General features: G+C 72.2%; 14 protein-coding genes. 7 read left to right on the top strand and 7 right to left on the bottom strand.

Translation table 11 applies throughout. The annotated features are described in order from the left end of the window. Window positions 1-2: 2 nt before the first annotated feature. Window positions 3-1,067, bottom strand: a complete 1,065-nt coding sequence (locus tag ACIQWG_RS29045) for a DUF3533 domain-containing protein (protein ID WP_404101080.1) — start codon at window positions 1,065-1,067, stop codon at window positions 3-5. Between the two features lie 153 nt (window positions 1,068-1,220). Between ACIQWG_RS29045 and ACIQWG_RS29040 the strand changes: the two genes are divergently transcribed. Both ACIQWG_RS29040 and ACIQWG_RS29035 read left to right on the top strand, forming a co-directional pair. Continuing rightward, window positions 1,221-4,700 (top strand): DNA polymerase III subunit alpha, encoded by a 3,480-nt coding sequence (locus tag ACIQWG_RS29040; protein WP_404101151.1) that lies wholly within the window; start codon window positions 1,221-1,223, stop codon window positions 4,698-4,700. After that, entirely contained in the window at window positions 4,697-5,692 is a 996-nt protein-coding gene (locus ACIQWG_RS29035) for a DNA polymerase thumb domain-containing protein (protein WP_404101078.1), read from the top strand. Before ACIQWG_RS29040 ends, ACIQWG_RS29035 begins: the two co-directional genes overlap by 4 nt. On the opposite strand, the gene ACIQWG_RS29030 is transcribed toward ACIQWG_RS29035, so the two are convergent. Further along, on the bottom strand, window positions 5,670-6,044 hold the full coding sequence (locus ACIQWG_RS29030; RefSeq protein WP_404101076.1) for a cupin domain-containing protein: 375 nt from the start codon (window positions 6,042-6,044) through the stop codon (window positions 5,670-5,672). The two genes, ACIQWG_RS29035 and ACIQWG_RS29030, sit on opposite strands and share 23 nt — an antisense overlap. A 95-nt stretch (window positions 6,045-6,139) precedes the next feature. Between ACIQWG_RS29030 and ACIQWG_RS29025 the strand changes: the two genes are divergently transcribed. Together ACIQWG_RS29025 and ACIQWG_RS29020 are read left to right on the top strand one after the other, a co-directional pair. Next, window positions 6,140-6,586 (top strand): MarR family winged helix-turn-helix transcriptional regulator, encoded by a 447-nt coding sequence (locus tag ACIQWG_RS29025; RefSeq protein ID WP_404101074.1) that lies wholly within the window; start codon window positions 6,140-6,142, stop codon window positions 6,584-6,586. Between the two features lie 172 nt (window positions 6,587-6,758). After that, the gene (locus tag ACIQWG_RS29020; protein WP_404101072.1) at window positions 6,759-7,631 is read left to right on the top strand and encodes an esterase/lipase family protein; all 873 of its coding nucleotides are present in this window, start codon (window positions 6,759-6,761) and stop codon (window positions 7,629-7,631) included. Between the two features lie 63 nt (window positions 7,632-7,694). Here the strand turns inward: ACIQWG_RS29020 and ACIQWG_RS29015 are convergent, their stop codons facing one another. Then, the gene (locus ACIQWG_RS29015) at window positions 7,695-8,726 is read right to left on the bottom strand and encodes a lytic polysaccharide monooxygenase (protein WP_404101070.1); all 1,032 of its coding nucleotides are present in this window, start codon (window positions 8,724-8,726) and stop codon (window positions 7,695-7,697) included. 179 nt (window positions 8,727-8,905) lie between these two features. Here ACIQWG_RS29015 and ACIQWG_RS29010 point away from each other — a divergent pair, with 179 nt between their 5' ends. Then, window positions 8,906-9,355 carry a GNAT family N-acetyltransferase gene (locus tag ACIQWG_RS29010; protein ID WP_404101068.1) on the top strand — a complete coding sequence of 150 codons (450 nt, stop codon included), beginning with the start codon at window positions 8,906-8,908 and terminating at the stop codon, window positions 9,353-9,355. Window positions 9,356-9,392: 37 nt separating this feature from the next. Here ACIQWG_RS29010 and ACIQWG_RS29005 read toward each other — a convergent pair whose 3' ends face one another. Beyond that, window positions 9,393-9,527, bottom strand: coding sequence for a hypothetical protein (locus ACIQWG_RS29005; RefSeq protein WP_404101067.1), 135 nt, complete (start codon window positions 9,525-9,527; stop codon window positions 9,393-9,395). A gap of 149 nt (window positions 9,528-9,676) precedes the next feature. On the opposite strand from ACIQWG_RS29005, the gene ACIQWG_RS29000 reads away from it, so the two are divergent. After that, a complete protein-coding gene (locus ACIQWG_RS29000; RefSeq protein ID WP_404101150.1) occupies window positions 9,677-10,345 on the top strand; it encodes a class I SAM-dependent methyltransferase in 669 nt (222 codons plus the stop codon). Here the strand turns inward: ACIQWG_RS29000 and ACIQWG_RS28995 are convergent. Further along, the gene (locus ACIQWG_RS28995) at window positions 10,342-10,848 is read right to left on the bottom strand and encodes a DUF402 domain-containing protein (protein WP_404101065.1); all 507 of its coding nucleotides are present in this window, start codon (window positions 10,846-10,848) and stop codon (window positions 10,342-10,344) included. The genes ACIQWG_RS29000 and ACIQWG_RS28995 overlap by 4 nt on opposite strands. After that, the gene (locus tag ACIQWG_RS28990; RefSeq protein ID WP_404101063.1) at window positions 10,829-11,758 is read right to left on the bottom strand and encodes a GNAT family N-acetyltransferase; all 930 of its coding nucleotides are present in this window, start codon (window positions 11,756-11,758) and stop codon (window positions 10,829-10,831) included. Before ACIQWG_RS28990 ends, ACIQWG_RS28995 begins: the two co-directional genes overlap by 20 nt. 71 nt (window positions 11,759-11,829) lie before the next feature. Here ACIQWG_RS28990 and ACIQWG_RS28985 point away from each other — a divergent pair, with 71 nt between their 5' ends. Then, entirely contained in the window at window positions 11,830-12,201 is a 372-nt protein-coding gene (locus ACIQWG_RS28985; protein ID WP_404101061.1) for a GntR family transcriptional regulator, read from the top strand. A 14-nt stretch (window positions 12,202-12,215) separates the two neighbouring features. Here ACIQWG_RS28985 and ACIQWG_RS28980 read toward each other — a convergent pair whose 3' ends face one another. Further along, on the bottom strand, window positions 12,216-12,968 hold the full coding sequence (locus tag ACIQWG_RS28980; RefSeq protein ID WP_404101059.1) for a DUF72 domain-containing protein: 753 nt from the start codon (window positions 12,966-12,968) through the stop codon (window positions 12,216-12,218). Window position 12,969 lies beyond the last annotated feature (1 nt).

Genomic DNA, 12,969 nt, shown 5'->3' with positions numbered 1-12,969 from the left:
TCCTATGTTCCGGCGGGGGCGCCGGCCGCCGGCCTTGCGGGTTGCCTGCCCCGCATGCTCGCTGCCGCGAGGGTGATGGCGATACCGGCGCCCGCCCAGGCGGAGAGGACCAGCAGGGAGTCCGTGGTGTCGTTGCCGTCGAAGTAGGCGATCGAGCGGGTCGCCCAGGTGCCCGCGCCCGGTGGCAGGGCCGGTCCGATGTCCCGCCAGAACGGGGGGAGCAGCGGGGGCGGCAGGGCGCCGCCCGCGCTGGGGTTGCCCAGGATCACCACGAGCAGGATGGCCAGTCCGATGCCGGCCAGGCCGAAGAGGGCCTGGCAGGCGAGGGTGGCCGCGCCCACCGCGAAGACGATCAGGGCGCCCGTGCCCCAGAGGGCGGCCATGTTGCCGGGCAGCGCGCCCAGGATCGGGCCGATGATCAGGGCGCCGCCCAGGCCGGCGATGACGGCGACCAGGGCCATGACGATGAGGCGGATCACCGAGCGTCTCAGGGTGGGGCGGCCGGAGCCCGAGCTGATCGTCATGATCGACGCGCAGAGGTAGCCGCCCACACACCAGCCCACGGTCACGTAGAAGGACGTGAGGCCGTTGGCGTCCTGCTGGTCGGCCGGGGCCACGTCGATGGTGCGGAACGTGCGTGCCTCGGATCTCTCCAGGGTGGCGACGAGGGTCTCCAGGGTGGCGGCCAGCGCTCTTCCGCCGCCGGTGGCGACCAGGAGGGTGTCGGTGGTGCCCGCCGGGTCGATCAGCAGGGCTCCGTCGATCTCGCGGTTCTGGATCTGCTCGCGGGCCGTGGCCGCGTCGGGCAGGGCACGTGGGTTCAGGGGGTCGCCGGGCAGGTTCTCCAACCGGGTCACCGTCTGCTGGGCGGCGACCTCGGGTGCCACGACTCCCAGGGGCACGCTCTTGGGCTTCGGGTCGTGGAGCGCGCCCACGTAGGAGGCGATGAAGAGCAGAGCGAGGGCGACTGTGCCGGTCACGAGCACCGTGGCCCGTGGGGTGACGGCGTCCTTCACCTCGGCGAGGAAGGAGGGGCGCGGAGTGTCGTCGCCGGTGGTCTGCGTCATGCCCCCACCGTCCGGGGCGCCGGGCGTTTGCGCAGGTGGGAGGCGGCCGAACGGATGTCGTACGAGTGTTCGAGAAATGGTCTATGGTGGGGGTGGGAGAGTTGGGAACTGATGTTCGAGCATGGCTCGGACTCGCTGGCGCGGGAGGTGCGTGTGTCGGGCTTCACGCATCTGCACACCGTCTCCGGGTTCTCCCTGCGGTACGGCGCCTCACACCCGGAGCGGCTGGCCGAGCGCGCCTCCGAGCGGGGTATGGACGCCCTCGCGCTCACCGATCGTGACTCGCTCGGGGGAGCGGTTCGGTTCGCCAAGGCCTGTGCGGCGGCGGGGGTGCGGCCGTTGTTCGGTGTGGAGCTGGCCGTGGAGGCGTTCGGGGGTGCGGAGGCGGGTGAGTCCGGGGGGCGGCGGCGGGTTCCGGTGCGGGGCGGAGCCTTTGTCGATGAGTCGATGCCTCGGGTCACCTTTCTCGGGAGGGACGGGGCCCGGGGGTGGGGCGACCTTTGCCGAATCGTTTCGGCCGCGCAGGGCGGGGAGGGGTCGCCGATGCTGCCCCAGGGGGACAACCGGGGGGACGGGCTGACCGTTCTGCTCGGGCCCGATTCCGACGTCGGGCGCGCGCTCGCCGCCGGCCGGCCCGACCGGGCGGCCCGGCTGCTCGTGCCCTGGCGGGAGGTCTATGGTGACGCCCTGCGGCTGGAGGCCGTCTGGCACGGGCGCGAGGGCACCGGGCCGGGCTCGCTCCGGCTGGCCGCCCGTACCGTCGGCTTCGCCGCCGAGCAGCGTGTGCGGCCGGTGCTGAGCAACGCCGTCCGGTACGCCGATCCCGGGCTGGGGCCGGTCGCCGATGTGCTGGACGCCGCGCGGCGGCTCGTGCCCATCGACGCCACCAAGGAACTGGACTCCGGTGAGGCCTGGCTCAAGGACGCAGGTGAGATGGCGCGGGTCGCCGAGCGGGTCGTGGAGGCGGCGGGTTTCCGGCGCGACACCGCGCACCGGCTGCTGGAGCAGACCGCGGCGACCGCCGCCGAGTGCCTGGTCGACCCCGAGGACGATCTCGGCATGGGCACCGTCCACTTCCCCGAATCGCATCTCGTCGGTGCCGGGCGGCGCACGGCCCAGCGGGCGCTCGCCTCGCGGGCGGTGGCGGGCATGGTGCTGCGCGGCTACGACGGCCGGCCGGCCTACTGGGAGCGGATGCACCAGGAGCTGGACATCATCGCCCACCACGGGTTCGCCTCCTACTTCCTGACGGTCGCCCAAGTCGTCGACGACGTGCGGAGAATGGGGATCCGGGTGGCCGCGCGCGGCTCCGGCGCGGGGTCGCTCGTCAACCATCTGCTCGGCATCGCGCACGCCGATCCCGTGGAGCACGGGCTGCTGATGGAGCGCTTCCTGTCCAAGCGCCGGCCGGTGCTGCCCGACATCGACATCGACGTGGAGTCCGCGCGCCGGCTGGAGGTCTATCGCGCCATCATCGACCGGTTCGGGACCGAGCGGGTCGCGACCGTCTCCATGCCGGAGACCTATCGGGTGCGGCATGCCGTCCGGGACGTGGGCGCGGCCCTGTCCATGGACCCCGCCGACATCGACCGGATCGCCAAGTCGTTCCCGCACATCCGGGCACGGGACGCCCGCGCGGCGCTGGAGGAACTGCCCGAGCTGCGGCAACTGGCCGGGGAGCGGGAGCGGTACGGCAGGCTGTGGGAGCTGGTCGAGGCGCTCGACGCGCTGCCGCGCGGTATCGCCATGCACCCGTGCGGGGTGCTTCTGTCCGACGCCTCGCTGCTCTCCCGTACGCCGGTCATGCCGACCAGCGGTGAGGGCTTTCCCATGTCGCAGTTCGACAAGGACGACGTCGAGGACCTCGGGCTGCTCAAGCTCGACGTGCTGGGCGTGCGGATGCAGTCGGCGATGGCGCACGCGGTCGCGGAGGTGGGGCGGGTCACGGGGGAGCGGGTCGATCTGGACGCGCTCGACTTCGAGCGGGGGGACGGTGATCCGGCGACCTATCAGCTGATCCGGTCCGCCGAGACGCTGGGCTGCTTCCAGATCGAGTCGCCGGGGCAGCGGGATCTGGTCGGGCGGCTTCAGCCGGCCACGTTCCACGATCTCGTCGTCGACATCTCGCTGTTCCGGCCGGGGCCGGTCGCCGCCGACATGGTGCGGCCGTTCATCGAGGCGCGGCACGGGCGGGCGCCCATCCGCTATCCGCACCCGGATCTGGAGGGGCCGCTGCGGGAGACGTACGGGGTGGTCGTCTTCCACGAGCAGATCATCGACATCGTGCACATCATGACCGGCTGCGGGCGGGACGAGGCCGACCGGGTGCGGCGCGGTCTCTCCGACCCGGAGTCACAGGGGCGGATCCGGGTGTGGTTCGCACAGCACGCGGCGGCCAAGGGGTACGACGCGGAGACCGTCCGGCGGACCTGGGAGATCGTCGAGGCCTTCGGGTCGTACGGCTTCTGCAAGGCGCACGCGGTCGCCTTCGCGGTGCCGACCTATCAGTCGGCCTGGCTGAAGGCCCATCATCCGGCCGCCTTCTACGCGGGGCTGCTCACCCATGACCCCGGGATGTATCCGAAGCGGCTGCTGCTGGCGGACGCGCGGCGGCGCGGGGTGCCGATCCTGCCGTTGGATGTGAACGAGTCGGGGGTCGCACACCGTATCGAACTGGTGTCTGAATCCAAGGGGTTCGGGGAGTCCGGGAAGCCCGGGGGGACTTGGGGGCTGCGGCTCGCCCTCTCCGATGTGCACGGCATCAGTGAGGCCGAGGCGGCACGGATCGCGGCGGGGCAGCCGTACGCCTCGCTGCTCGACTTCTGGGAGCGGGCGCGGCCCAGCCGTCCGCTCGCGCAGAGGCTCGCGCAGGTCGGCGCGCTGGACGCCTTCGGGGCCAACCGGCGTGATCTGCAACTGCATCTGACCGAGCTGCACCGGGGCGCCCGGGGCAGGGGCGGGGGCGGGGGCCAGCTCCCGCTGAGCGGCGGACGCAGGACGGCCGCGGCCGGGCTGCCCGACCTCACCTCGCAGGAGCGGCTCAGCGCCGAGCTGGGGGTGCTGTCGATGGACGCCTCGCGCAATCTGATGGACGACCACCGGGTGTTCCTCGACGAGTTGGGCGTCGTCCCGGCGCGGCGGCTGCGCGATGCCCGGCACGGCGAGACCGTGCTGGTCGCGGGAGCGAAGGCGGCCACCCAGACACCGCCGATCCGGTCCGGCAAGCGGGTCATCTTCAGCACGCTGGACGACGGGACGGGCCTGGTCGACCTCGCCTTCTTCGACGACTCGCACGACGCGTGCGCCCACACCGTCTTCCACTCCTGGCTGCTGCTGGTGCGGGGGGTCGTGCAGCGCCGCGGGCCGCGCAGTCTGAGCGTGGTGGGCTCCGCCGCCTGGAACCTTGCCGAGCTGACCGAGCTGCGTGCCGAGGGCGGGCTGGACGTGGTGGCGGCGCGGCTGGCGGAGCCGGTGGCGGCGCCGGCGGGGGACGACGGGGATCCGGCGCGCGGCCGGCGCATCCAGATGTCCACCGGATACGAACTGAACCCGTGGGCCGATCTGCGTCCCGCGGGTCAAGAGCCTTCACAGGTACGGAAGTTGTGGCACCAGAGTCCGGGGAGTGCGGGATGACCATCCTCTGCGTACGTTTCCAGCTGCCGCCGGCGCACGAGGCGGCCCTGCCGGGGCTGCTCGGACTGCTGGAGGACTTCACGCCGGTCGTCCAGGCGTTGCCACCGGATACGGCGCTGGCCGATCTGCGGGGCGCCGAACGGTACTTCGGGCGCGACGCGGTCGAGCTGGCGTCGGTGATCCGGGTGCGTGCCCTCGCCCATCACGGGGTCGACTGCGCGATCGGCGCCGGGCCGGGGCCGATGCTGGCCCGCGTGGCGTTGCGGGCCGCGGAACCCGGCGTGACCTGCGTGGTTCCCGAGGGCGGCGGCGCGGAGTTCCTCGCCGACAAGCCCGTCGCCGCGCTGCCCGGCGTGGGCGCCGCGACCGCCCGCACCCTGTGCGAGTACGGTCTCGACACCCTCGGCCTGGTCGCCGCCGCGCCCCTGTCCACGCTCCAGCGGCTGATCGGTGCGAAGGCCGGCCGGGAGCTGCGCGAGAGGGCGGGCGGAATCGACCGTGGCCGGGTCGTCCCGGACGCCGTGTCACGTTCCCTCGCCACCGAACGCCCCTTCACCCGCGACGAGCTGGACCCCGACCGGCACCGCCGCGCCCTGCTCTCGGCCGCCGAGGAGCTGGGCGCCCGGCTGCGCGCCCTCGACAAGGTCTGCCGCACCCTGACCCTCACCGCCCGCTACGCCGACCGCTCCTCGACGACCCGCAGCCGTACCTTGAAGGAGCCGACCGCCCACTCGGCGGCGCTGACCAGGGCGGCGTACGGCATGTACGAGGCGCTCGGCCTCCAGCGCGCCCGGGTGCGCGCCCTCGCTCTGCGTGCCGAGGGCCTCGACCCCGCCGAGCAGGCCTCCTACCAGCTGACCTTCGACCCGCTCGACGAGAAGGCCCGCCGTATCGAGGAGGTCGCGGACCGCGTGCGAGCGAAGTTCGGGCCGCATGCGGTGAAGCCGGGGTCGCTGGCCTCCCCGGGGTTCAGTTCGCCCACGGCGGCGTGATGCGCGTACCGTCGGCCAGTTCCGCGGTCAGGCCGATGGACGTGGTGACCCAGGTGACCGCGGTCCGGCCGGTCGGGTTCTCGACGGCCAGCGTCGCGCCGGGGTTGATGATCAGGGTGTCGCCCGCCGTGATCCGCTCGGCGCGGCCGTCCAGCGTGACCAGCAGCTCCCCGTCGAGCAGATGGAGGATCTCCTCCCGGTTGACGGTGTGCGCGGGCGCTTCGGTGCCCGCCGGGATCTCGCCGCGCCAGGCGCACAACTCCTTGCTGCCGGTCGCGGGGGTGGCGTACGAGACGAAACGGGCGCCGTGGATTTCGTGGGTGACGGCTTCGGACGCGCGAACTACGGGCATCGGGAACTCCTGTTCAGATATTGGTCAAGAAGCTTGACTACATGGCCAATGGTCAAGCTGCTTGACCAATTCGTCAAGGGTGTTTCAATGCCTGAGTGCAGAACTCCGAAGCCATGGCCCTGTCCGCCGCCCTGCTCGCCGTGGCCGGTGAGCTCACTCAGCGCATTCATGACGGCGTGGTCGCCCGGGGCTTCGAGGGGGTGCGGCCCGCGCACGGTTTCGCGTTCGCCCGGCTCGCCCCGGACGGCGCCACCGTCACCGACCTCGCCGTTCATCTCGGGGTGACGAAGCAGGCCGCGAGCCAGCTCGTCGACGAGATCGTGCGCAAGGGGTACGCCGAGCGCCGGCCGCATCCCGAGGACGCGCGGGCGCGGCTGATCGTGCTCACCGAGCGGGGGTGGGACTGCACCCGCGCGGCCGAGGCGGCGGCCGCGGATGCCGTCCGGACCTGGGCCGATGTGCTGGGTGAAGGTGAAGTGCGGGCGCTGCTCGGCCAGTTGGGGCGTATCGCTCCCTATGGGCCCATCCGGCCCGCATGGTGACGGTTCGTCAGGGCGAAGAACCGCCCCCACCTATCACTGGAAGTTTTTACTGACGCGTAACTTCACACTTCACTTACTCACTCGTAACTTGACGAGTGAACAGCATCCTCGTGATCCGGATCACAGGGCGTAAGGCCGTCGCACCTCCCTTGAGCCGCAAGGAGATCACACGATGCTGCCCTGGAAACGAGTGCTCAGACCCCTGGCCGCGCTGCTGCTGACCGCCGCGGTCGCCGTCGTCCCCGCCGCCACCACCGCCCAGGCGGCCGAAACGGCGGCGGCATCGAGCAGTGGCTGGAACGACTACTCCTGCAAGCCCTCCGCCGCCCATCCCCGCCCCGTCGTCCTGGTGCACGGGACCTTCGCGAACTCCGTCGACAACTGGCTGGGCCTCGCGCCCTACCTGACGAACCGCGGCTACTGCGTCTTCTCCCTCGACTACGGCCAGCTGCCGGGCGTGCCGTTCTTCCACGCCCTCGGCCCCATCGACAAGTCGGCCGAGCAACTCTCCGCCTATGTCGACTCGGTGCTCGCCGCGACCGGCGCCGCCGAGGCCGACGTCGTCGGCCACTCGCAGGGCGGCATGATGCCCCGCTACTACGTCAAGTTCCTCGGCGGCGCCGCCAAGGTGAACGCCCTCGTCGGCATCGCGCCCAGCAACCACGGCACGACCCTGGCGGGGTTCACCAATCTGCTGCCGTACTTCCCCGGCGCTCAGGACCTGCTCAGCGCCGCCACTCCCGCGCTCGCCCAACAGGTCGCCGGATCCGACTTCATGACCAGGCTCAACGCGGGCGGCGACACCGTCCCCGGCGTCCGCTACACGGTCATCGCCACCAAGTACGACGAAGTGGTCACGCCGTGGCGGACCCAGTTCCTGACCGGGCCGGACGTGAAGAACGTCCTGATCCAGGACCGGTGCGCGATCGACATATCCGAGCACGCCCTGCTCGGTCTGACCGACCGGATCGCCTTCCACGAGGTGGCCAACGCGCTCGACCCGGCGCGCGCCACCCCGACCACCTGTGCGTCCGTGTTCAGTTGAGCGCAGGGCACACCGCCGGGGCCTGACCGGCCTGAGCCGCCGTTCAGGCCCCGGAGTCCTTCGTCAGCGGCTGTGGCGACCGCCGGTGGCCGCCCGCCGCCGCACCGACGCGAACAGCACCGCCGACCCCAGCGCGAGGGTCGCGGCACCGCCCATCGCGAGGTACGCCGTGCTGCTGTCCCCGCCGGTCTCGGCGAGGTTCTCGCCGGCGCCGGCCGCCTTCGGCCGGTTGGCCGTGCCGGACCCCGCCTCGTCGGCCGCGGCCGGCTCCGCGGACGTACCGGCGTCCTGGTCACCGTGGCCGTGGTGCTCGATCGTCGACTTGTCGGCACCCTCCTCGATCTGCTCCTCGGAAGGCGCGGAGGCGCTCGGGGCGGGCGCCGCCTCGCCGGAGCCGGCCGAGTCGCCGGCGCTGCCGGAGCCGCCGGCGCCGTCGGAGTCGCCCGAGCCGGAGGTGCCGCCGCCGAAGCTGACGTCCGAGCAGGAGTAGAACGCCTCCGGGCTGTCCGAGCGCTGCCACACCGCGTACAGCAGGTGCTTGCCGGAGCGCTGGGGCAGGCTGCCGGAGAAGGTGTAGAAGCCGCCCGAGGCAGCCGGGTCGGTGGCCGTCGCCACCGGGTTCGCCAGGTCCAGGTCGTCCCAGGCCAGCGGCTTCGTCGGGTCGTAGCCCGCCTTGGTGAGGTACACCTTGAACGTGCCCTTGTGCGGGGCGGTCACGCGGTACTTGAAGGTGTACGACCCGCTGCTCACGCTCGTCGCCGGCCAGTCGGCGCGGGCCTGGTCGAGGCCCTTGAACTCCTCGCTGTTCGCGCTGCACAGCTTGCCGTCCGGGATCAGCTCCTGGTGCCGGCCGCCGGCGTCGCCGATGCGGATGCCGTTCCAGTCGTAGAGGGCCTGGGTGCCGCCCGCCGAGACCGCCGCCTTGCACGCGTCGGACTTCGGGCTCTCCGGACCCTCCGCGTAGCACTGCGAGACCCGGCTGACCGGGTCGCCCATCGAACCGTGCGCCGAGGCGGGCGCGGTGGCGAGGGCGGTCAGGGCGAGCGGGGTCAGGCCGACGGCGGCGACGGTGGCGACCCTACGGCGTGCGGGCATGGGGGAACTCCTCAGAAACGGTCACTGGGTGGGCGGCCCTAGGGTCGGAACCCGTGGGGGCGATCAGCAAGCTAGCCCCAAGAAACCGTGAAATCGCCTGCTGGAGGCGGGTGACGGAGATCCTTATGGTGCCTTTAAGGGAGTGCTCAGACTCCGCTCAGGTAGGTAGCGTTCAGGCCATGACGAGCGAGGAGATCCGGCCCGCGACGGCCGCCGACGTACCGGCCGTCAAGGCGGTGACGGACGCGGCGTACGCGCCCTACATCGAGCGCATCGGCGTGGTTCCGGTGCCCATGGAGGCGGACCACGCGGCGAACGTGGCCGCGGGGAAGGTGTTCGTGACGGGCGATCCGGTGACCGGCCTCGTCGTCATCGAGGCGCGCGAGGACCACCTGTTCCTCGACAGCATCGCCGTCCACCCCGACGCCCATGGCCAGGGCGTGGGGCGACGGCTGCTGCACTTCGTGGACACACACGCGCGTGCGCTCGGCCTGAGCGAGGTCAGGCTCTACACGAACGCGCTGATGTGGGAGAACCAGAAGATCTACCCGAAGTACGGCTACGAGGTCATCGAGCGGCGCGCGGACGGGCCGTACGACCGCGTCCACTACCGCAAGCGCCTCGACTGACGCCGTACGAGGCGTCCTGTGGGACCGGCAGGGCGTCTCAGCCGTCCGGCCACCAGGTGCGTGCGATGTCCTTGCGGACCTCGGGTCGTCCCGAGGGGCGGTCCTCCGCCTCCTCCCGGACCCGGCGGGTGTCCGACTTCCTCAGGGGCTTCTGCACGGTGGTACGGCGCATGGCTGCCTCCTTCAGGGTCCACCGAGTTCCTCGTTCTCGTGGGGGTAGACCCGTGCGGGGAGGGTTCCTCATCGCCGCATGCGATGTCAGTGGCCGCTGTCACGATTGGACTGTCAGTGGCGGGTGTCACGCTTGGCCTCATGACCGACATGACGAACGGTGAACGCGCGATCACGGGGCCGGACGTGGACTGGGACGCGGCCGCCCCCACCTTCGACGACGAGCCGGACCACGGCCTGCGCGACCCGGAGGTGAGCCGGGCCTGGGCGGCCCGGCTGCGCTCCTGGCTGCCCGAGCGCTCCTGCGACGTCCTCGACGTCGGCTGCGGCACCGGCAGCCTGTCGCTGCTCGCGGCCGAGCAGGGACACCGGGTCACCGGAGTGGACCGGTCCCCGGCGATGGTCGGCCTCGCCCGCGCCAAGCTCGCCGGGCGTGACGCGGCGTTCCTCGTCGGTGACGCGGCGGCGCCACCGGTGGGGGAGGAGCGGTTCGACGTCGTGCTCGTCCGGCATGTGCTGTGGGCGCTGCCCGACCCCGGCCGGGTGCTGCGGCACTGGCGCGGGCTGCTGCGCCCGGGAGGCCGGTTCGTGCTCGTCGAGGGCGTCTGGCGCACGGTCGCCCAGCCGGCCCCGGTCGGCATACCGGCGGACCGGCTCACCGGCCTGCTCGCACCGCTCGCCGCGCGGGTGCGGGTGGAGCACCTGTCGGACGACGCGTCGCTGTGGGGCAAGGCCGTCGACGACGAGCGGTACGCCGTGGTGGCCGAGGCCCAGGACCAGGCCCCGCGACGCCGGCATGATCCGAACGACCGGCCCTAGGCCAGCAGCGACTCCAGGCCGCCCTCGACAGTGGCGAACGCCTCCAGCTCGTCGAGCGCCGCCACCGCCGCTGCCGCCGCCTCGGGATCGGTCTGCGTCAGGCCGCTCTCGGCGAACTCGTCCTCGTCCAGGCGGCGTACGTCCGTACCGTCGGCGGAGCGCCACAGGTCCAGGTCGAGGTCCTCGACGACCAGCTCGGCGCCGGTCAGCGTGGCCGGGCGGGTGATGTCGCAGTACCAGCCCTTGAGGGCACCCGTGGCGTCGCGGACCTCCTTCACGGCGTACCAGCGGTCGCGCCAGTAGTACTCCGTGAAGACGTCGCCCGGCTCGAACCGGACGAAGCCGAAGTCGCGGACGCCGTCCCCGGACCAGGGAGCCCGCACGGCGACACGGGTGCCGTCGTCGGCGAGCAGTTCGGCGCCGTAACGGATCTTCGTGCGGCCGCCCTTGACGAGCACCACGTCCAGCCGGCGTCCGCCCGGGTCAGCCGAGTTCGCGGACATGGCGTACCTCCGAGGCGCAGATCTCGTACCCGAACCACCTGTTGATCGCCAACATGGCTTCATTGTCGCTGTCGTTGCCGGTGAACGCCTCCCGGTAGCCGGCGGCGCGGGCGCGGTGCAGGGAGTCGTTCTTGGCGAGCTTGGCCAGGCCGCGGCCCCGGAAGGCACGGGCGGTGCCGGTCATGCCGGTGGCATAGCGGGTGCCGCGGTCCGTGTGGGCGACGCTGAAGGCGGCCGGACGGCCGTCGACGACCACCACCGAGGTCAGGTCCCGGTCGAGCAGCGGATGCTTCCACGTCTCCTCGATCCAGGCCTGGTAGTCGGTGAACTCGACGGCCACGTCGCTCGGTTCGTCCGACGATGCCTCCGCGTCCAGCTCGAACATCGGGCGCGGATCGTCCGCGAAGTCGGCGGCCCTGCCCAGTTCGACGCCCGGGGGGAGCTCCTGGCGGGGCGGGAGCGCGGCGTTCGCCAGGTCCAGGCGGAGGAAGTGGGCCGTGCGGCTGGCCCGATAGCCGTGCCGCTCGGCGAACCCGCGGTTGTCCGGCTCGTCGAGGACCCAGGAGAACAGCTTGGTCGCCCCCAGCGAGGCCAGGTGCTCCTCGGCGGCGCGGAGCAGCAGCCCGCCGGCGCCCCGGCGTGTGCGGTCCGGCCGCACATAGATGTTGAGGTAGCCCTGTCCGGGCTCCGGACTGTCGTACGCGATGCCGACCTGGGCCGTACCGATCGTCTCGCCGTCCTCCTCCGCCACGAGCGAGCGGTAGTGGGCGTCGGGGTGGATGTGGGCCTGGCGATGGGTGATGCCCTCCGGTGTCCACAGGATGTAAGGGAGAGCGAGGTGACGGCTGTGGGCGAAGCGCTCGACGTCGGCGGGCACTTCGGGGCGTAGGTCGCGCACGATCACGGTCATGAAGGCGGACGCTACGTGGCCAAGAACCGGGGGTGCCTCCCATTTTCCGGCGGGTACGGGACAATCGCCATGTGACCCTGAAGATCCACATCGACGACAGTGCCGCGCCGTACGAACAGGTGCGGGCGCAGATCTCCGAGCAGGCCCGGGAGGGGGTGCTGCCGGTCGGCTACCGGCTGCCGACCGTGCGGGGGCTGGCCGAGTCGCTGGGACTGGCGGCCAACACGGTCGCCAAGGCGTACCGGGCGCTGGAGAGCGACGGGGTGATCGAGACGCGCGGACGCAACGGCACCTTCGTGGCCGCGGCCGGCTCGGCGGCGGAACGGGAACTCGCGTCGGCCGCCCGGACGTACGTCGAGCGTGCCCGCCGGCTGGGGCTGACCGAGTCGGACGCGCTGGCCGCCGTGCGGGACGCCCTGCGGGCCGTCTACGGCAAGGACTGAGCGGCGGCGGAGGTTCAGGGCGTGCGGGTGACCGTCAGATCGGTCGTCCGTGCCGCCCGCGCGAACGTCACCGCGTCCTCCACCGCCGCCCCGTACGGGTCGTTGTTGAAGTACGCGTACACGTCCTCGTCCCGCGCCCAGGTGTCCGTGATCCGCCCGACCCACGTCCGCAGTGCCTGCCGCCCGTAGTGCGGCCAACGCCGCGCCCGGCCCTCGTGGAAGCGGACGTAGCCCCAGTCGGCGGTGCGCCACAGCGGGGTCACCGGGCGGGACTCGGCGTCCGCCCAGCACAGCGCGGCGCCCCGGGCCTGAAGGACCTCACGGACCTCGGCCGTCCACCAGCTGTCGTGCCGGGGCTCGACGGCGACGCGCGTACCCGACGGGAAGCAGGCCAGACAGGCGTCCAGCAGCCCGGTGTCCGCCCGCAGCGTCGGCGGAAGCTGGAGCAGGACCGGGCCGAGCCGGGCGCCCAGCCCCTCGGCGTGGCTCATCAGGCGGTTCACCGGCTCCTCGGGATCCCGCAGCCGCTTGATGTGGGTCAGATAGCGGCTCGCCTTCACCGCGACCACGAAGTCCCCCGGCACCCGGTCCCGCCACGCCTCGAAGTTCTCCCGCGTCGGCAGCCGGTAGAAGGCGTTGTTGATCTCGACCGTGGCGAAGTGCGTCGTGTACTCCTCCAGCCAGCGCCGCATGGGAACGTCCGGCGGGTACAACACGTCCCGCCAGTCCCGGTACTGCCAACCCGATGTTCCGACGAACAGGGTCATG

The organism is Streptomyces sp. NPDC098781, assembly GCF_044759995.1.
In the GTDB taxonomy this organism is placed as follows: domain Bacteria; phylum Actinomycetota; class Actinomycetes; order Streptomycetales; family Streptomycetaceae; genus Streptomyces.
This window is presented reverse-complemented; position numbering and strand designations above follow the sequence as displayed.